This window comes from Streptomyces sp. NPDC001920 (assembly GCF_053594495.1).
Genome location: NZ_JBSFEP010000004.1, coordinates 271,829 through 284,992 on the forward strand (window position 1 = coordinate 271,829; position 13,164 = coordinate 284,992).

Annotated in this window: 13 protein-coding genes; 6 read left to right on the forward strand and 7 right to left on the reverse strand. The window is 73.2% G+C overall.

Translation table 11 applies throughout. The annotated features are described in order from the left end of the window. Together ACWCPI_RS08765 and ACWCPI_RS08770 are read right to left on the reverse strand one after the other, a co-directional pair. On the reverse strand, positions 1-1,047 hold the full coding sequence (locus ACWCPI_RS08765; RefSeq protein WP_451037427.1) for a LacI family DNA-binding transcriptional regulator: 1,047 nt from the start codon (positions 1,045-1,047) through the stop codon (positions 1-3). Between the two features lie 46 nt (positions 1,048-1,093). Then, positions 1,094-1,768 (reverse strand): TetR/AcrR family transcriptional regulator, encoded by a 675-nt coding sequence (locus tag ACWCPI_RS08770; protein ID WP_451037428.1) that lies wholly within the window; start codon positions 1,766-1,768, stop codon positions 1,094-1,096. Between the two features lie 99 nt (positions 1,769-1,867). Here ACWCPI_RS08770 and ACWCPI_RS08775 point away from each other — a divergent pair, with 99 nt between their 5' ends. Further along, positions 1,868-2,431, forward strand: a complete 564-nt coding sequence (locus ACWCPI_RS08775; RefSeq protein ID WP_451037429.1) for an NAD(P)H-dependent oxidoreductase — start codon at positions 1,868-1,870, stop codon at positions 2,429-2,431. A gap of 175 nt (positions 2,432-2,606) precedes the next feature. On the opposite strand, the gene ACWCPI_RS08780 is transcribed toward ACWCPI_RS08775, so the two are convergent. Beyond that, positions 2,607-3,512, reverse strand: a complete 906-nt coding sequence (locus tag ACWCPI_RS08780) for a LysR family transcriptional regulator (protein WP_451037430.1) — start codon at positions 3,510-3,512, stop codon at positions 2,607-2,609. A gap of 115 nt (positions 3,513-3,627) precedes the next feature. Here ACWCPI_RS08780 and ACWCPI_RS08785 point away from each other — a divergent pair, with 115 nt between their 5' ends. The 4 genes from ACWCPI_RS08785 to ACWCPI_RS08800 all read left to right on the forward strand — a co-directional run bounded on the left by ACWCPI_RS08785 (position 3,628) and on the right by ACWCPI_RS08800 (position 7,169). Beyond that, positions 3,628-3,873, forward strand: coding sequence for a hypothetical protein (locus ACWCPI_RS08785; RefSeq protein WP_451037431.1), 246 nt, complete (start codon positions 3,628-3,630; stop codon positions 3,871-3,873). A 422-nt stretch (positions 3,874-4,295) separates the two neighbouring features. Further along, positions 4,296-4,754: a MarR family winged helix-turn-helix transcriptional regulator gene (locus tag ACWCPI_RS08790; RefSeq protein WP_451037432.1), complete on the forward strand. Its 459-nt coding sequence runs from the start codon at positions 4,296-4,298 to the stop codon at positions 4,752-4,754. 200 nt (positions 4,755-4,954) lie between these two features. Further along, positions 4,955-6,148: a CaiB/BaiF CoA transferase family protein gene (locus ACWCPI_RS08795; protein WP_451037433.1), complete on the forward strand. Its 1,194-nt coding sequence runs from the start codon at positions 4,955-4,957 to the stop codon at positions 6,146-6,148. Positions 6,149-6,275: 127 nt separating this feature from the next. Continuing rightward, positions 6,276-7,169 carry a hypothetical protein gene (locus ACWCPI_RS08800; protein ID WP_451037434.1) on the forward strand — a complete coding sequence of 298 codons (894 nt, stop codon included), beginning with the start codon at positions 6,276-6,278 and terminating at the stop codon, positions 7,167-7,169. Positions 7,170-7,291: 122 nt separating this feature from the next. Here the strand turns inward: ACWCPI_RS08800 and ACWCPI_RS08805 are convergent, their stop codons facing one another. From ACWCPI_RS08805 to ACWCPI_RS08820, 4 genes are all read right to left on the reverse strand, one after another. Continuing rightward, complete coding sequence (locus ACWCPI_RS08805) at positions 7,292-8,155, reverse strand: fructosamine kinase family protein (RefSeq protein ID WP_451037435.1); 864 nt, start codon at positions 8,153-8,155, stop codon at positions 7,292-7,294. 45 nt (positions 8,156-8,200) lie between these two features. Further along, positions 8,201-8,656 carry a (2Fe-2S)-binding protein gene (locus ACWCPI_RS08810; protein WP_451037436.1) on the reverse strand — a complete coding sequence of 152 codons (456 nt, stop codon included), beginning with the start codon at positions 8,654-8,656 and terminating at the stop codon, positions 8,201-8,203. 22 nt (positions 8,657-8,678) lie between these two features. Further along, positions 8,679-10,808, reverse strand: coding sequence for a molybdopterin cofactor-binding domain-containing protein (locus ACWCPI_RS08815; protein WP_451037578.1), 2,130 nt, complete (start codon positions 10,806-10,808; stop codon positions 8,679-8,681). Between the two features lie 120 nt (positions 10,809-10,928). Further along, on the reverse strand, positions 10,929-12,155 hold the full coding sequence (locus ACWCPI_RS08820; protein ID WP_451037437.1) for an FAD-dependent oxidoreductase: 1,227 nt from the start codon (positions 12,153-12,155) through the stop codon (positions 10,929-10,931). Between the two features lie 194 nt (positions 12,156-12,349). On the opposite strand from ACWCPI_RS08820, the gene ACWCPI_RS08825 reads away from it, so the two are divergent. Further along, entirely contained in the window at positions 12,350-12,934 is a 585-nt protein-coding gene (locus tag ACWCPI_RS08825) for an AMIN-like domain-containing (lipo)protein (RefSeq protein WP_451037438.1), read from the forward strand. Positions 12,935-13,164 lie beyond the last annotated feature (230 nt).

The following is a 13,164-nucleotide window of genomic DNA, read 5'->3' on the forward strand; positions in this document are numbered from 1 at the left end:
TCAGCTGGACTCCCGGTGCACCACCGTCGCCCCCAGCACCTTGTGCGTCTCGGGCGCGGCAGCGGGGTTGCGCACGGCGCGGTCGACCAGCTCCGCGAGCTCGCGTCCGGACGGCAGTTCGATGTGGACCGTGCTCAGCCTGGGCCGCAGCAGACGTCCCAGCATCAGGTCGTCGGCGCCCATGACGGCCGTGTCGGCCGGGACGCGCAGGCCCTCGTCCTGCAGAGCACGCATCAGCAGCATCGCGTACTCGTCGTTGTAGGCGAACACGGCGTCCAGGCCGAGATCGCGCCAGCGGGCGGCCAGCCGCGCGGCGGACTCCTCCTCGTAGGCCAGGGGCAGGGCGGTCACGGTGGCGTCCGTGCCCCGCAGGGCGCGGCGCACGCCTTCAAGGCGGGGCGTGGAGAAGGAGTCCAGGCCGTCCCCCTCGGGCACGACGACGCCGACGCGGCGCCGGCCGCGCTCGTAGAGGTGGCGGCCCGCGCAGTGGCCGACGGCTTCGTGGTCCATGATCACGGCGTGCGCCCCCTCGACCGACTCGGGACCGAGCGTGATCACCGCCCGCGCACCGGACCGCTTGAGCACCGCCAGCCCCTTCGGGCAGAGCCCCGCTCCGGGCACCAGGACGGCCACCGGGCGCAGTTCCGCCCAGGCGCGGGCGGCGTCGTCTCCGTACAGCCCGACGCCGCCGTGCTGCACGACCGTGTAGTCGAGGCGGCCGAGGGCGGCCTGGAGGTCACCGAGGAACTGGCTGTAGAGGGGACCGACGGGGAAGCTCGGGGCGGGCATCAGGACCATCCGGCTGTGCCCGGCGCGCAGACTGCGGGCGGCCGCGTGCGGGACGTAGCCCAGTTCCTTGGCGGCCGCGTGGACGCGACGGCGCGTGGGCTCGCTGATCCGGACGGCGCTGGTGTTGTTCAGGACATAGGAGACGGTCGCGCGCGAGACGCCGGCCAGGCGGGCCACATCAGCGCTCGTGGGTACCGAGCGCTGTGCGGGGAGGGCGGGCGCGGTCGTTTTCGGTATCTGCACCATGACGTACCGCATCCTTGCAGACACGGTGAGCGAGCCGTCGCTCAGGGTCCCCGTCCGCTCACGCGCCGGAGCCCGTCAGCCGGGCCACCAGGTCGGACCAGCCCTTCTCCAGCCGTTCCATGGGCATGCCGCACTGCCTGGTCAGATGGTGCACCAGGGCGGGATCGAGGTAGGCCATGAGCGTCTGGGCGAGGAGCTCGCAGTCGGCGTCCGGCCGGATCTGCCGCAGCAGGACGGTGACATGGGTGTGCAGGGCCCGGTACGAGGGGTGGGCGAAGCGGCGGGTCGCCTCCGGCTGGGCCGCCAGCTGCAGGTCCAGTTGCTCGACCGTGCGGTACAGCACCGCCAGGCCGAACGCCTGCAGGCGCTCGACCGGCGGCGCCCCGGGCCCCAGCGGCGCAGGCCCGCCCAGGAAGTCGGCCTGGAGCTTCTTCGCCGAGTGGTCCAGCAGGGCCGTCAGCAGGCCGGTGCGGTCACCGAACCGACGGAAGACGGTGCCCTTGCCCACGCCGGCCGCCGCGGCCACCGCCTCCATGGTGACGCCGGCGGCCCCGTGCTCCGCGATCAGCTCGGCCGCGGCCTCCAGGAGCCGGGCACGGTTGCGGGCCGCGTCGGCGCGCAGGCAGCGCTCGTCGGGCCCGGAGCCGACGTCCAGCAGCTGAGGGGTGGCGGCGGGTTCCGGAGACGGCGGGAAGGGGGGCAGGACGGCGGACATGAATCCAGCGTAAAGCATCGGGAATGTAACTGGACCGCGGTCCGGTTATGGTGTTAGAAATTAAGCGGACCTCGGTCCGGATCGTTTCGGCAGTGTTACGGCATCTTGGAGTTCACCATGTCTGTTCGCATCCTTGCGCTCGTCGGCAGCCTTCGCGCCGGTTCGCACAACCGCCAGCTCGCCGAGGCGGCCGTCAAGCTCGCCCCCGAGGGCGCCGAGGTCGTGCTGTTCGAGGGTCTGGCCGACATCCCGTTCTACAACGAGGACATCGACGTCGAGGGCAGCGTCCCCGCGGCCGCCGCCAAGCTGCGTGAGGCCGCGCTGGCCGCCGACGGGTTCCTGATGTTCTCCCCGGAGTACAACGGCACCATCCCGGCCGTGCTGAAGAACGCCATCGACTGGCTGTCCCGCCCCTACGGTGCCGGAGCCTTCGGCGGCAAGCCCGTCGCCGTGGTGGGCACCGCCTTCGGCCAGTACGGCGGCGTGTGGGCGCAGGACGAGACCCGCAAGTCGGTGGGCATCGCCGGCGGCAAGGTGCTGGAGGACGTCAAGCTGTCCATCCCCGGCTCGCTCACCCGCTTCGCCGAGACCCACCCGGTCGACGACGCCGAGGTCGCCGCTCAGCTGACCGAGGTCATCGCCCGTGTCCACGGCCACGCCGGCGAGGTGGCGGCCGCCTGACCGGACCGGGGTCCTTTCGAAGCGGCCGGGGCCCAAGGCTTTGGCCGCTTCGTCGTATACGGACTCGACGTCGCCTTCCGCTCTTCGTCGCCCCTGAGCTCCTCCGCCCGCTCGTCGCCTCGCCGCTACGTCTCCTGCGACCCCCGGTCGGCGAAGCCCGACGGCGTCCGACCCGTCATGCCACCGCCGCGCGGGCCAGTGCGCGCAGCTCCTCCAACGCCGCCGCCACCGCCGGGCGTTCCCGGCAGCCACGGCGCGTGCTGCTGAGAAGCTTGCGGTGCGGGTCGCCCGCGCAACGGACGCGACTGATCGGCAGGTGCGGGGTCAGCCGGGCCAGTCGTGGGATCAGGGCGACACCGAGCCGGTGGGCGATGAGCTCGGCGGTGACATGCCAGTCCCTGGCGTGATGGAGCACGGCGGGGGTGAACCCGGCCGCCCCGCACGCCGACATCACATGCGGACGGCAAGGGCTCTCGGGCACCGGTGCGATCCAGTCCTCGTGCGCCGCCTCCGCGAGGTCGACGCGGTCACGTCCGGCCAGCGGGTGATCGTCGGGGACGACGAGGTCGTACGGGTCGTCCAGCAAGGGCTGCTGGTCGAAGCGGGCGTCGCCGAGAGGCGGGTTGTGCGGGGCGACCTCCACCACGGCCAGGTCGATCTCCCGCTCGAAGAGCAGGTCGAAGCTCTCCGGCACCACCGTCTCCCGGATCCGTACGGTCAGGCGCGGATGCCGCTCGCGCAGCCGGACGGCCATCGGCGCGAGCAGCACCGACACGGCCGTGGGGAATCCGCCGACGCGCAGCTGCCCGGCGGGGGCCCGGTGCTCGGCGCTCAGGTCGAGCTCGGCCTCCTCCCAGCGTGCCGCGATCGCGTCGGCGTGGGCGAGCAGACTCTCGGCGGCAGCGGTCAGGCGCACCCCTCGACCCTGCGGTTCCAGCAGGTCCACGCCCAGGTCACGGGCCAGTTGACGGATCTGCTGGGAGGCGGCGGAGGGGGTGAAGTGCAGGGCGTGGGCGGCCGCGGTGACCGTGCCGTAGTGGGCGACCGCCCTCAGGACGTGCAGTCGGCGCAGGTCAATCATGAAGGCTACGCTTCAAGGTAACGTCCGGAAAGTCAACCTGGACGTGTACGAAGGGGCCCCGCACCCTTGGTGGTGTCGCGACGCCGAAGAAGCCACCGGATGCGAGGAGTTCGCCATGACCAGCACGACCACCACGACCGGCACGACCGGCACGACCGGCACCGCCTGCCCGCACTGCGGGTGGCCGGACGGGGCCGAGCCCTTCCAGGTGGTGTCCCGGCACAACACCGCGGCGGGCCGGACGGTGTGGACGCGGTGCGGCTGCGGCTCATTGCAGGTACGGGTCGTCGACGGTCTCGGGACGCGCGTCGTCTCCCGGAGCCGCCCCGCCGAGGCTCAGCGGAGCTCGGCCGGCCGCTGAGCCCGAGTGGGGAGGCGGCTCCACGCCGGGCGGGGAGCCGTGGCGGTCAGTGCGTATGTGGCCCACGGCATGTGCGCTCCACCGCCGGTGTCCGCGGCTCGTTGAGGACAGGATGGAAGATCGGCTGTTCCGGCAGGCGCGGCGGCCAGGCTCGCCGGCCGAACTCGCGGACCAGGCGCAGTTCCTCGGGACCGGCGGGTCGCCACAGGGTCGTCGTGGGGCGTCGGCCGGCCCGGGGATCGCACTCCTCGGTTCGCTGCCGCGCTCGCGGCTGGTCGGGTCAGGGCCCAGGGCCGGCACGGGCACGATGCCACGGAGTTCCGGCGCCTTACTTGCATACGCTCGTTACACGCGGTGGCCGGAAATTTCACGCATGCCATATCCTGGATGTCATTGACTTCGGGACGGAGGAGACCGGCGCCATGACGGCCACAGACCCCGCGCTGACCGCGCTCGCCCAGGGCTGGTGCGCCCTCTCCCTGCTGCACGGCAGGATCGAGGCGCACATCGAGCGCGCCCTGCAGACCGGGCACGACCTCAGCGTGCGCGAGTACTCCCTGCTCGACGTCCTCAGCCGACAGCACAGCGGCGAAGGCGGCCACCTGCAGATGAAGCAGGTCGCCGACGCCGTCGTCCTCAGCCAGAGCGCCACCACCCGCCTCGTCACCCGCCTGGAGGACCGCGGCCTGCTCTCCCGCTACCTCTGCCCCACCGACCGCCGCGGCATCTACACCGACGTCACCGAAGCCGGACTCGCCCTCCTCGAAGAAGCCCGGCCCACCAACGACACGGCCCTGCGCCAGGCCCTCGACGAAGCCGCCAAAAACCCCGAACTCGCCCCCCTGGTCAGGGCGGTGGAGACGCTCCGCGTGCCCGCCTGAGGTCTGCCTCTGCGGCCTCGAAGACTTCCGTGCCCCATATGGGTCACTTCGCATCGCGCACCACCCCGTGCGGCGGGAAGGGCGCCGGGGACGGACGGGACGCCGCACCTGCCGGCCCTTGCGATGCCCCGAAAAACGCAGGTCAACGGGGTCGGGGCCGCCATTGACAGCGGTCGGGCGGGGTCGTACAACTGGGCCGTATGATCGCGTCGCAGCTTCCCCTGTCCGGCATCACGGTGGTCAGCCTCGAACAGGCCGTGGCCGCCCCCTACGCCACCCGGCAGCTCGCCGACCTGGGCGCGCGCGTGATCAAGGTGGAGCGGCCCGGGGGTGGCGACTTCGCCCGCCGGTACGACACGACGGTGCACGGCACCTCCAGCTATTTCGTGTGGCTCAACCGCTCCAAGGAATCCCTCACGCTGGACGTCAAGGACCCCCGGGGACGCGAGATCCTCGACCGGCTCCTCGACGACGCCGACGTGTTCGTGCAGAACCTGGCGCCGGGCGCGGCCGATCGCCTCGGCCTGGGCACCGAGGCCCTCGCCGAGCGGTGGCCGCGGCTGATCCCGTGCACGATCTCCGGGTACGGCACGTCCGGCCCATGGGCCGACCGCAAGGCGTACGACCTGCTGGTGCAGTGCCAGACCGGTCTGGTGTCGCTGAACGGCACTCCCGAGGAGACAGCCCGGGTGGGCATATCGGTGGCCGACATCGCCGCCGGGATGTACGCCTACAGCGGCATTCTCACCGCCCTGTACACCCGCGCCACCACCGGCAGGGCGCACCCCGTGCAGGTGTCCCTGTTCGAGGCGTTGGCGGAATGGATGGGCCAGCCCGCCTACTACACCCGGTACGGCGGCAGCCAGCCCCCGCGGCTGGGGACGCAGCACGCCACCATCGCCCCGTACGGCGCCTTCCCGGCCGCCGACGGCAAGGAAGTGCTGTTCTCCATCCAGAACGAGCGCGAGTGGGCCGCCCTGTGCGCCGGATTCCTGGGCCGGCCCGAGCTGACCGACGACCCGCGGTTCGCCACGAGTTCCGCCCGGGTGGCCCACCGCGAGGAGATCAACGCCGTCGTCGCCGAGCGGTGCTCCCGCTCCGACGCCGCGCAGGTGCTGAAGGACCTGGAAGCCATCGGGATCGCCTGCGCGGGGGTCAACGACGTCGCCGCGTTCCTGGACCACCCCGTCCTGGCCGCGCGCGGCCGCTGGCGGGACGTCGCCGTGCCCGGCGGGGCGACGGTGCAGGCTCTGCTCCCGCCGGCCGATCTCGCCGGGGTGCCCGCGCGCATGGACCCGGTGCCGGCGCCGGGCGAGCACACCGAGGCGATCCTCGCCGGACTGGGCCGCACCGACGCCCAGATCGAGACGCTGCGGGGCGAAGGCGTGGTCTGAGGTGAGGCGCGGCGCGGCGGAGCCGACGTCGCCGCACGGCCGAACGCTACGTGCCCTTCGTGCGTCACAGTCTCGGAGCGGACCCGCACGGCGCTCCCGGCCCGTCGCCGTCCGTTCGGGGGGATCCATGCCTACGACCACCTCACGCACCGTCCGACTGTTCGTCGTGCTCGGCCTGTTCGCCGCGGGCTGCGGCCCCGCCGGCGGGAGCGCCGAGCGCTCCGAACCGGCCCCGGACACCAGGCCCCGGGCCCGCGACGTCGCCGCGGCCTGGGACGGGTCACCGGCCGCCGCGGCCTGGCGCGAGGGCTACTACCCGATGGCGGACGCCGTCCAGCTGCCCGAGGGCGCCTTTCATGACGAAGCCGACAAGGAGGCGTACCTCACCCAGAACTTCGAGCTGCGCGGGGACCTGCCCGCGGCCCCGCGGAAGGACGGCGAGGTCACCTGGGAGGGCGGGGGCTCGCTCACGCTGCCGCTCATGGGAGCGCGCGAGGCGTACGAGCGGCTGGGCGACGGCAGCGGTCAGGGGCCGCGCCTGACCGTGACCGGGGTGAGGCTCGGCGAGACGCGGCTGGCCACGAGCCGCGGGCCGGCCACCGTACCGGCCTGGCTGTTCACGATCGAGGGCTACGACACCCCGCTCAAGCGGGTCGCCCTCGACCCCTCGAAGCTTCCCGAGCCGCCCGTGGAGCCGGCCGGGGACACCCCCACCGACGATCTCTGGGACCTCAGCGGGCTGGTCGACGTGACCGAGGACGGCCGGGCCGTCACCGTGCTGGCCCACCACGGCGCCTGTGACGACGGGCCCGCCGTGGACGTGCTGGAGACGGACGGCAGTGTGGTGCTGTCCGGCTACGTCCTCGGCTCGAGCGACGGTCTGTGCACGTCCGAACTGCTCGCGGACGAGGTGACGGTGGTACTGGACCGGCCGCTCGGCGACCGAGTGCTGCTGGACGCGTTCACGGGCCGTCCCGTGCCGCACGGGCACCCCGACGGACGCTCCCCCAGCTGGAGCTGACACACCGTCACCGTCCGCCCCAGGCCCGCGCGGCAACCTGATCACCGGCCAAAACCCGCAGTCCGGCAAGGACAGCGCCGAGCGGGTGCTGAGGGCACTGGCCGGCTGAGCGGCCCGACGGTTCAGCCCAGGGCCTTCGCTGCCGCCGCGAGGGCCTGTTCCGCGTAGCCGCGGCCGAAGAGCACGGCGTGCACCAGGAGCGGGAAGAGCTGGTGCAGCGGGATGCGGTCGCGCCAGCCGTCGGCCGGCGGAGCCGACTGCCGGTACCCCTCCACGACGAGGTCCAGGTGGGGGCAGCCGAAGAGGTGGAGCATGGCCAGATCGGTCTCGCGGTGGCCGCCGTGCGCGGCCGGGTCGATCAGCCAGGCGTGGCCGTCGGCGCCCCACAGGACGTTGCCGTTCCACAGGTCGCCGTGCAGGCGGGCGGGCGGCTCGGGAGGTCCCGCCAGCTCCGGAAGCCGCTCGCAGACCCGCTCGACGACGGCCGACTCGGCGCTGCGGATGATGCCGTCGTCGACCGCGCGCCGCAGATACGGCAGCACCCGGTGCTCCGCGTACCAGCCGGGCCAGTCGGCGCCGATGGCATTGCGCATCGGGGCGAGCCCGATGTACGCGTCGTCGGGGCCGCCCGGCGGTGGGGCGCCGAACGCGGGCGCGCCGGCGGCGTGCAGGGCGGCCAGGTCCCGGCCGAACCGCTCGGCCGCTCGCGGGCCGGGCCGGCCGGTCGGCACGCGGTCGGTCACCAGCCACCGGTCGTCGTGGCCGTGCACGGCGGGGACGCGGACGGCGCCGGCGTCGGCCAGCCAGCGCAGCCCCGTCGCCTCGGCCCGGGCGGCGCGGTCGCCGTCGCCGCGTTTGACCATCACCACCCGGCCGCCGTCCAGGGTGACTTCGGTGAGCGACCCGGACAGGTGCCGTTCACCGGTGGCCGCGAGTCCGGTGAACCGCGCCGCCACTGCACGTGGGTCCTCGAAGCGGTTGTGCACGGCCCCCAGCGTACGGCGGCCCCCGGCCTGGCCGAAGGCGCCTGATCAGCCGCTCGCGGCAGCCTTCTTGATCGCCTCGCGGATCCGGGAGTAGGTGCCGCAGCGGCAGACGTTCTCGATCCGGTCGATGTCGGCGTCGGTCGGAGTGGACGTCTTCTTCAGGAGGGCGGCCGCGGCCATGACCTGGCCCGGCTGGCAGAAGCCGCACTGGGCGACGTCGCAGTCCAGCCAGGCCTGTTGCACCGGGTGGAGCCGGTCGCCGTCGGCCAGGCCCTCGATGGTGGTGACCTCGCGACCGGAGCAGTCGGCGACGGGGACGACACAGGGCTGTATCTCGGCGCCGTCGAGGTGGCTGGTGCAGGCGCGGCAGGCGCCCACGCCGCAGCCGTACTTGGGGCCGGTGACGTTCAGCAGGTCGCGCAGGACCCACAGCAGGGGCATGTCGGCGGGTGCCTCGACGGTGACCCGCTCGCCGTTGAGGATGAAGGAATAGGACGGCATCGGTACCTTCTCGAAGGGTGGCTCAGAAGTTCAGCGGGAAGCGGCGCGGCTTGGTGCCGGTCGCTCGCGCGTAGGCGTTGGCGACGGCGCCGGCCGCGGCCGGGACGCCGAGTTCACCGGCTCCGCCGGGCTCGCGCCGGGAGGGCATGATGTGCGCCTCGAAGTGCCGGGGGGCGTGGCGCTGGCGGGCGTAGTGGAAATCGGCGAAGCTGCTCTCGCGGACGGCGCCCCGGTCGATGTGCAGTCCGGCGCTGAGCACCGTGGAGATGCCGTCGACGGCGGTGCCCATGAGCTGGGCCTCCAGTCCGCGTGGGTTGACGGCCGTTCCGACGTCGGCCGCCATCACCACCTTGGTCACGCGCGGGTGCCTCGGATCGTCTGCGTCGATCTCGACGAGGCAGGCCACGCAGGAGCCGTACTCCTCGTGGAGGGCGACGCCCTGGGCATGGCCCCGCGGCATGCGCCGGCCCCACTCCCCCGCCTCGGCAACCTTGTCCAGCACGGCCCGGACGGCCTTGCTGCGCAGGGTCGTACGGCGGAAGGCGACCGGGTCCTCGCCCAGGCTGCGGGCGACCTCGTCGACCATGATCTCTTCGGCGGTGCGTACCGTGCCGGAGTCCACCGAGCGCCATGCGCCGAGCGGGATCGCCAGTTCGACCGAGCCCGAATCCCCGGAGAGCGGACCGAAGTTGTAGAGGCCGCCGTCGCTGGGGAGTGGTGCCGCCGCGGGGGCGCGGACGGCGGTGCGCATCCCGGCCCGGGTGGTCAGGGCACGCGTGGACACACCCTGGGCGGACATGCCCCGCTGCTCGTAGGACTCGCTGACCGAGGCGGTCGCGTGGGCGAAGGCCACCACGCGGCCGCGGGCGTGGCTGGCCCGGATCCGGTGGTGGGAGGCCGGCCGCATTCTGCCGTGCCGGATGTCGTCGGCCCTGCTCCACATGAGTTTCACGGGCCGGCGTGCCTTCTTGGAGATCTCGGCGGCCTCGATGGCGGCATCGTGGTTCAGGCGGCGCCCGAACGAGCCGCCGCCGCGCAGGACGTGGACCCGGACCTTCGACGCCGGCAGGCCGACCACCGAGGCGATGTCCTCCCGCGCCGACTGCGGCGTCTGGGAGGAGAACCAGATGTCGGCGCGCTGGGCACGGACATCGGCCACCGCGGTGAGCACCTCCATCGGCGCGTGGCTGACGAAGGCGAACTCGAACTCGGCCTCGGTCTGCGTCGATCCGCTCGGCGGGGTCGCCAGCTTCGGGACCGCGGCACGCAGCCGGCGGCGGATCTCGCGGTCGGAGAGGTCGGCGAGGGGGCCCGGGGCCCACGTGATCCGAAGGGCGTCGCGGGCCTGGAAGGCATGGTGGAAGGTCTCCGCGACCACGGCGACCCCGCCGGCGATCCGCACGACCGCGTGGACACCGGGCAGGGCGCGGGCGGCTCGGGAGTCGACCGAGAGGACCTTCCCGCCGAGGGTCGGCGGCCGGGCCACGACCGTCGGCTTCGCTCCGGCCGCCGTGAGGTCCCCGGTGTACTTCGCCTTGCCGGTGACGATGTCACGGGCGTCGATGCGGTTGGTCGGCCGTCCGATCAGCCGGTGCTGCGACGCGGGCTTGGGGGTGGTGGGGACGGCCGGCCGCGTGATCCGGGCGGCGCTGCGGCTGAGCGATCCGAAGGTGGCGGTACGCCCGTCCGGTGCGAAGACCCGCGTGCCGCGGGTACGCAGGGTCCGTGCCGGGACATGCCAGCGCCTGGCGGCCGCGGTGACGAGTTTCGCGCGGGCGGCGGCGGCCAGATGCCGGGCGGGTCCGTACAGCGAACTGACCGAACTGGAGCCGCCCGTGAACTGGTTGCCCTTGTCCCGGGCGTCCGCGAGCGGAATGTCGACGTCGGCGAGCCGGGCGTCCAGCTCGTCGGCGATCATCATGGCGACGGCGGTGGTGACGCCCTGGCCGACCTCGACGCGCGGCAGCCGTACGACGACCCTGTTGGCTGGGGTGACCTCCAGGACCAGCATCTCCTCGTCGGTGCCGGTGGCCACGGCCTCCGACCCGCGGCGGCCACCGTCCGCGGCCTCCTCGGCGCCCTGTGCGGGGGAGCCGTCACAGCCGAGCGGCGCCGCGACGGTCAGGGTGGTCGCCGCGAGCGTGTAGACCACGAACTGTCGACGGGACAACTGACGGGCCAACAGGCGCTCCTCTCCGAGAACCCGGGATGGTTCGACCTGTATGAGGGGCCGGCGGGCGGCGGGGTTGCGCCGGTTGGCCGCACCATCGGTCTAGGTTTCGTCGTTCGGACCAGGCGGGCGTCGCGGGCTCTGGGCGCGGTCGGTGGTCTGCGGGGGCGGCCGGAGCGCCTTGAGGTCGGTGTGCCACTCCAGCTGCCGTACGAGCCGGTCGTCGCCCGCCCGGTCGGCGGGCGCGGTACGGGGCCCGGGGCCCGGTGGGGTGTGGGTGCCTCGCGTGATGGCTCCGCTGACGGTGATGTTCTGCTCGACGCGGGGACGGCGCAGGCTCTCGTAGAGACCGAGCGCCGCATCGGTGTCCGGCGCGTCCCGCAGGGACTTGGCGAGGACGACGGCGTCCTCCAGGGCCATGGAGGCGCCCTGTCCGGTGGCGGGGGACGCCGCGTGGGCCGCGTCGCCGATGATCAGGGACCGGCCGGAGCGCCAGGGTGTGCCGGTGGGGAGTTCGGTGGCGTTGGTGACCATGAGGCGGTCGGTGGCCGCGACGAGGTCCGCCGCGGGGGTGGCGTCCTCGCGCAGCAGCGGCAGCAGGAGGTCGCGCCACCGGGCCGGCGTGCCGTGCGCGAGGGCGTCGGCTGCCGACGGTGCGTCGCGGACCCGGGCGAACCAGTACGTCTCCCCCTCGGGAGATGTCGCGTACCCGAAGGCGGTGCCGCTGCCGCGCACCATGGTGATGGTCTCGTCCTCGTCCACCGGGGGCGCGGTGTCCGTGTAGCCGTAGAAGACGTACTGGCCCGCGTAACCGGGGCGTGCGTCGGGCGCGACGGCCCGCCGCACGGCGGAGTTCAGGCCGTCGGCCCCGATGAGCAGGTCACCGGTCGCCGCGGTGCCGTCGGCGAAGTGGGCGGTGACGGCGTCCGGGCCGTCCTCGACCGAGACGAGGCGCGCGCTGTGCCGTATCTCGATGCCTCGGCGCGTGACTTCGGCCTGTAACGCGGCGTTCAGCTCGCCGCGTCGCAGGCAGCGGTAGCGAAGACGCGGGGTGCCCGCCTCGCCGAGCGGTACCCGGGCCATCACGGCGCCCGTGTCGTCGAGGACCCGCATCGAGGTCAGCGGGAAGCCGATCCCGGTGACAGCTTCCGAGGCGTCGAGCTGGGCCAGGGCGCGCATGCCGTTGCTCGCGAGTGTGAGGAACGCGCCGATGTCCTCGGCGGAGTCGGGATGCGACTCGTGCACGGTGACGTCGAAGCCGGCCTTGTGCAGGGCGAGAGCGGCACCGGCGCCGGCGATCCCGCCCCCTATGACGACCAACCGCGTCACATCGCCCCCCTGGTAGACGTACTGCCCCGCGAGTGGCAGCCGTTCATGTGAAACGTTCCGGGTCCCGCGCCGGTTCCCGAACGGGCCGCCGGTCGTTGGACAGCCCGGATCGGGGAACTCCGCAACGGTGCAACCATTCCGCTGAGTCGGATGTCTTTCCTGATATCAGACACACCACCCTTCCAGGGGATGAAATGGGACGAAACAAAATCGCATGGGCGACAACCGTGGCGCTCATGGCCGCCACTGCGGGTGTGGCGGCGGTCCCGGCCGAGGCCACCACGACCACCACCACCCAGGCCACCGCCTGCCCCACCGGCTGGGGCAGCACGGCCAAGACCCGCTCCGCCGCCACGTCGGAGTCGGTGACGAACATCAGGACCGGTCGGCACACCTGCTTCGACCGCATGGTCGTCGACGTTCCCGGCGCGGGCACCCGTGACCTCGGCTATTCCGTGCGGTACGTCAGCCGCCTCTACCAGGACGGTTCGGGCAACCACATTCCCGTCGCCGGCGGAGCCGTGCTGGAGGTGCGGGTGGCCGCCCCCGCCTACGACCCCGACACCGGCAAGCCCACGTACCCCGCGCGGGCCGGTCAGCGTCTGACCGGCGTGGACCTCACGGGGTACCGCACCTTCAGGGACGCCCGGTTCGCCGGGAGCTTCGAAGGGGACACGCAGATCGGACTGGGCGTCCGGGCACGGTTGCCGTTCCGGGTATGGGTGGCCACGGACCGGGTCGTGATCGACGTGGCGCACAACTGGACCGGGGCACGCTGAGGCGACCCGGCGCATCACGCGGCCGGGGGCTTCGGGCCCCTCACGCGACCAGGGGCGTCGAGGCGATTCACGGCTTCGGCGCCCCAGGGTCGTCCCGTCCCGGTACGCACGCGGACCGCGGTACGAGGGCGACCGGGCGATCTCCGACGCCGCCGCGGCGGCGACCTGGTGCCGCCCTGACGGCGCAACGCCCGCAGGACGGCGCCTCGTTCCCGGGTGCGTCGCCCGGA

Excerpts from the sequence above, each read along its gene's own strand:
- ACWCPI_RS08810 (WP_451037436.1), bottom strand. The coding sequence starts at position 8,656 with ATGCCGTCCTATTCCTTCATCCTCAACGGCGAGCGGGTCACCGTCGAG.
- ACWCPI_RS08775 (WP_451037429.1), top strand. The coding sequence starts at position 1,868 with ATGTCTGTTCGCATCCTTGCGCTCGTCGGCAGCCTTCGCGCCGGTTCG.
- ACWCPI_RS08770 (WP_451037428.1), bottom strand. The coding sequence starts at position 1,768 with ATGCTTTACGCTGGATTCATGTCCGCCGTCCTGCCCCCCTTCCCGCCG.
- ACWCPI_RS08800 (WP_451037434.1), top strand. The coding sequence starts at position 6,276 with ATGCCTACGACCACCTCACGCACCGTCCGACTGTTCGTCGTGCTCGGC.
- ACWCPI_RS08780 (WP_451037430.1), bottom strand. The coding sequence starts at position 3,512 with ATGATTGACCTGCGCCGACTGCACGTCCTGAGGGCGGTCGCCCACTAC.
- ACWCPI_RS08825 (WP_451037438.1), top strand. The coding sequence starts at position 12,350 with ATGGGACGAAACAAAATCGCATGGGCGACAACCGTGGCGCTCATGGCC.
- ACWCPI_RS08765 (WP_451037427.1), bottom strand. The coding sequence starts at position 1,047 with ATGCGGTACGTCATGGTGCAGATACCGAAAACGACCGCGCCCGCCCTC.
- ACWCPI_RS08785 (WP_451037431.1), top strand. The coding sequence starts at position 3,628 with ATGACCAGCACGACCACCACGACCGGCACGACCGGCACGACCGGCACC.
- ACWCPI_RS08790 (WP_451037432.1), top strand. The coding sequence starts at position 4,296 with ATGACGGCCACAGACCCCGCGCTGACCGCGCTCGCCCAGGGCTGGTGC.
- ACWCPI_RS08795 (WP_451037433.1), top strand. The coding sequence starts at position 4,955 with ATGATCGCGTCGCAGCTTCCCCTGTCCGGCATCACGGTGGTCAGCCTC.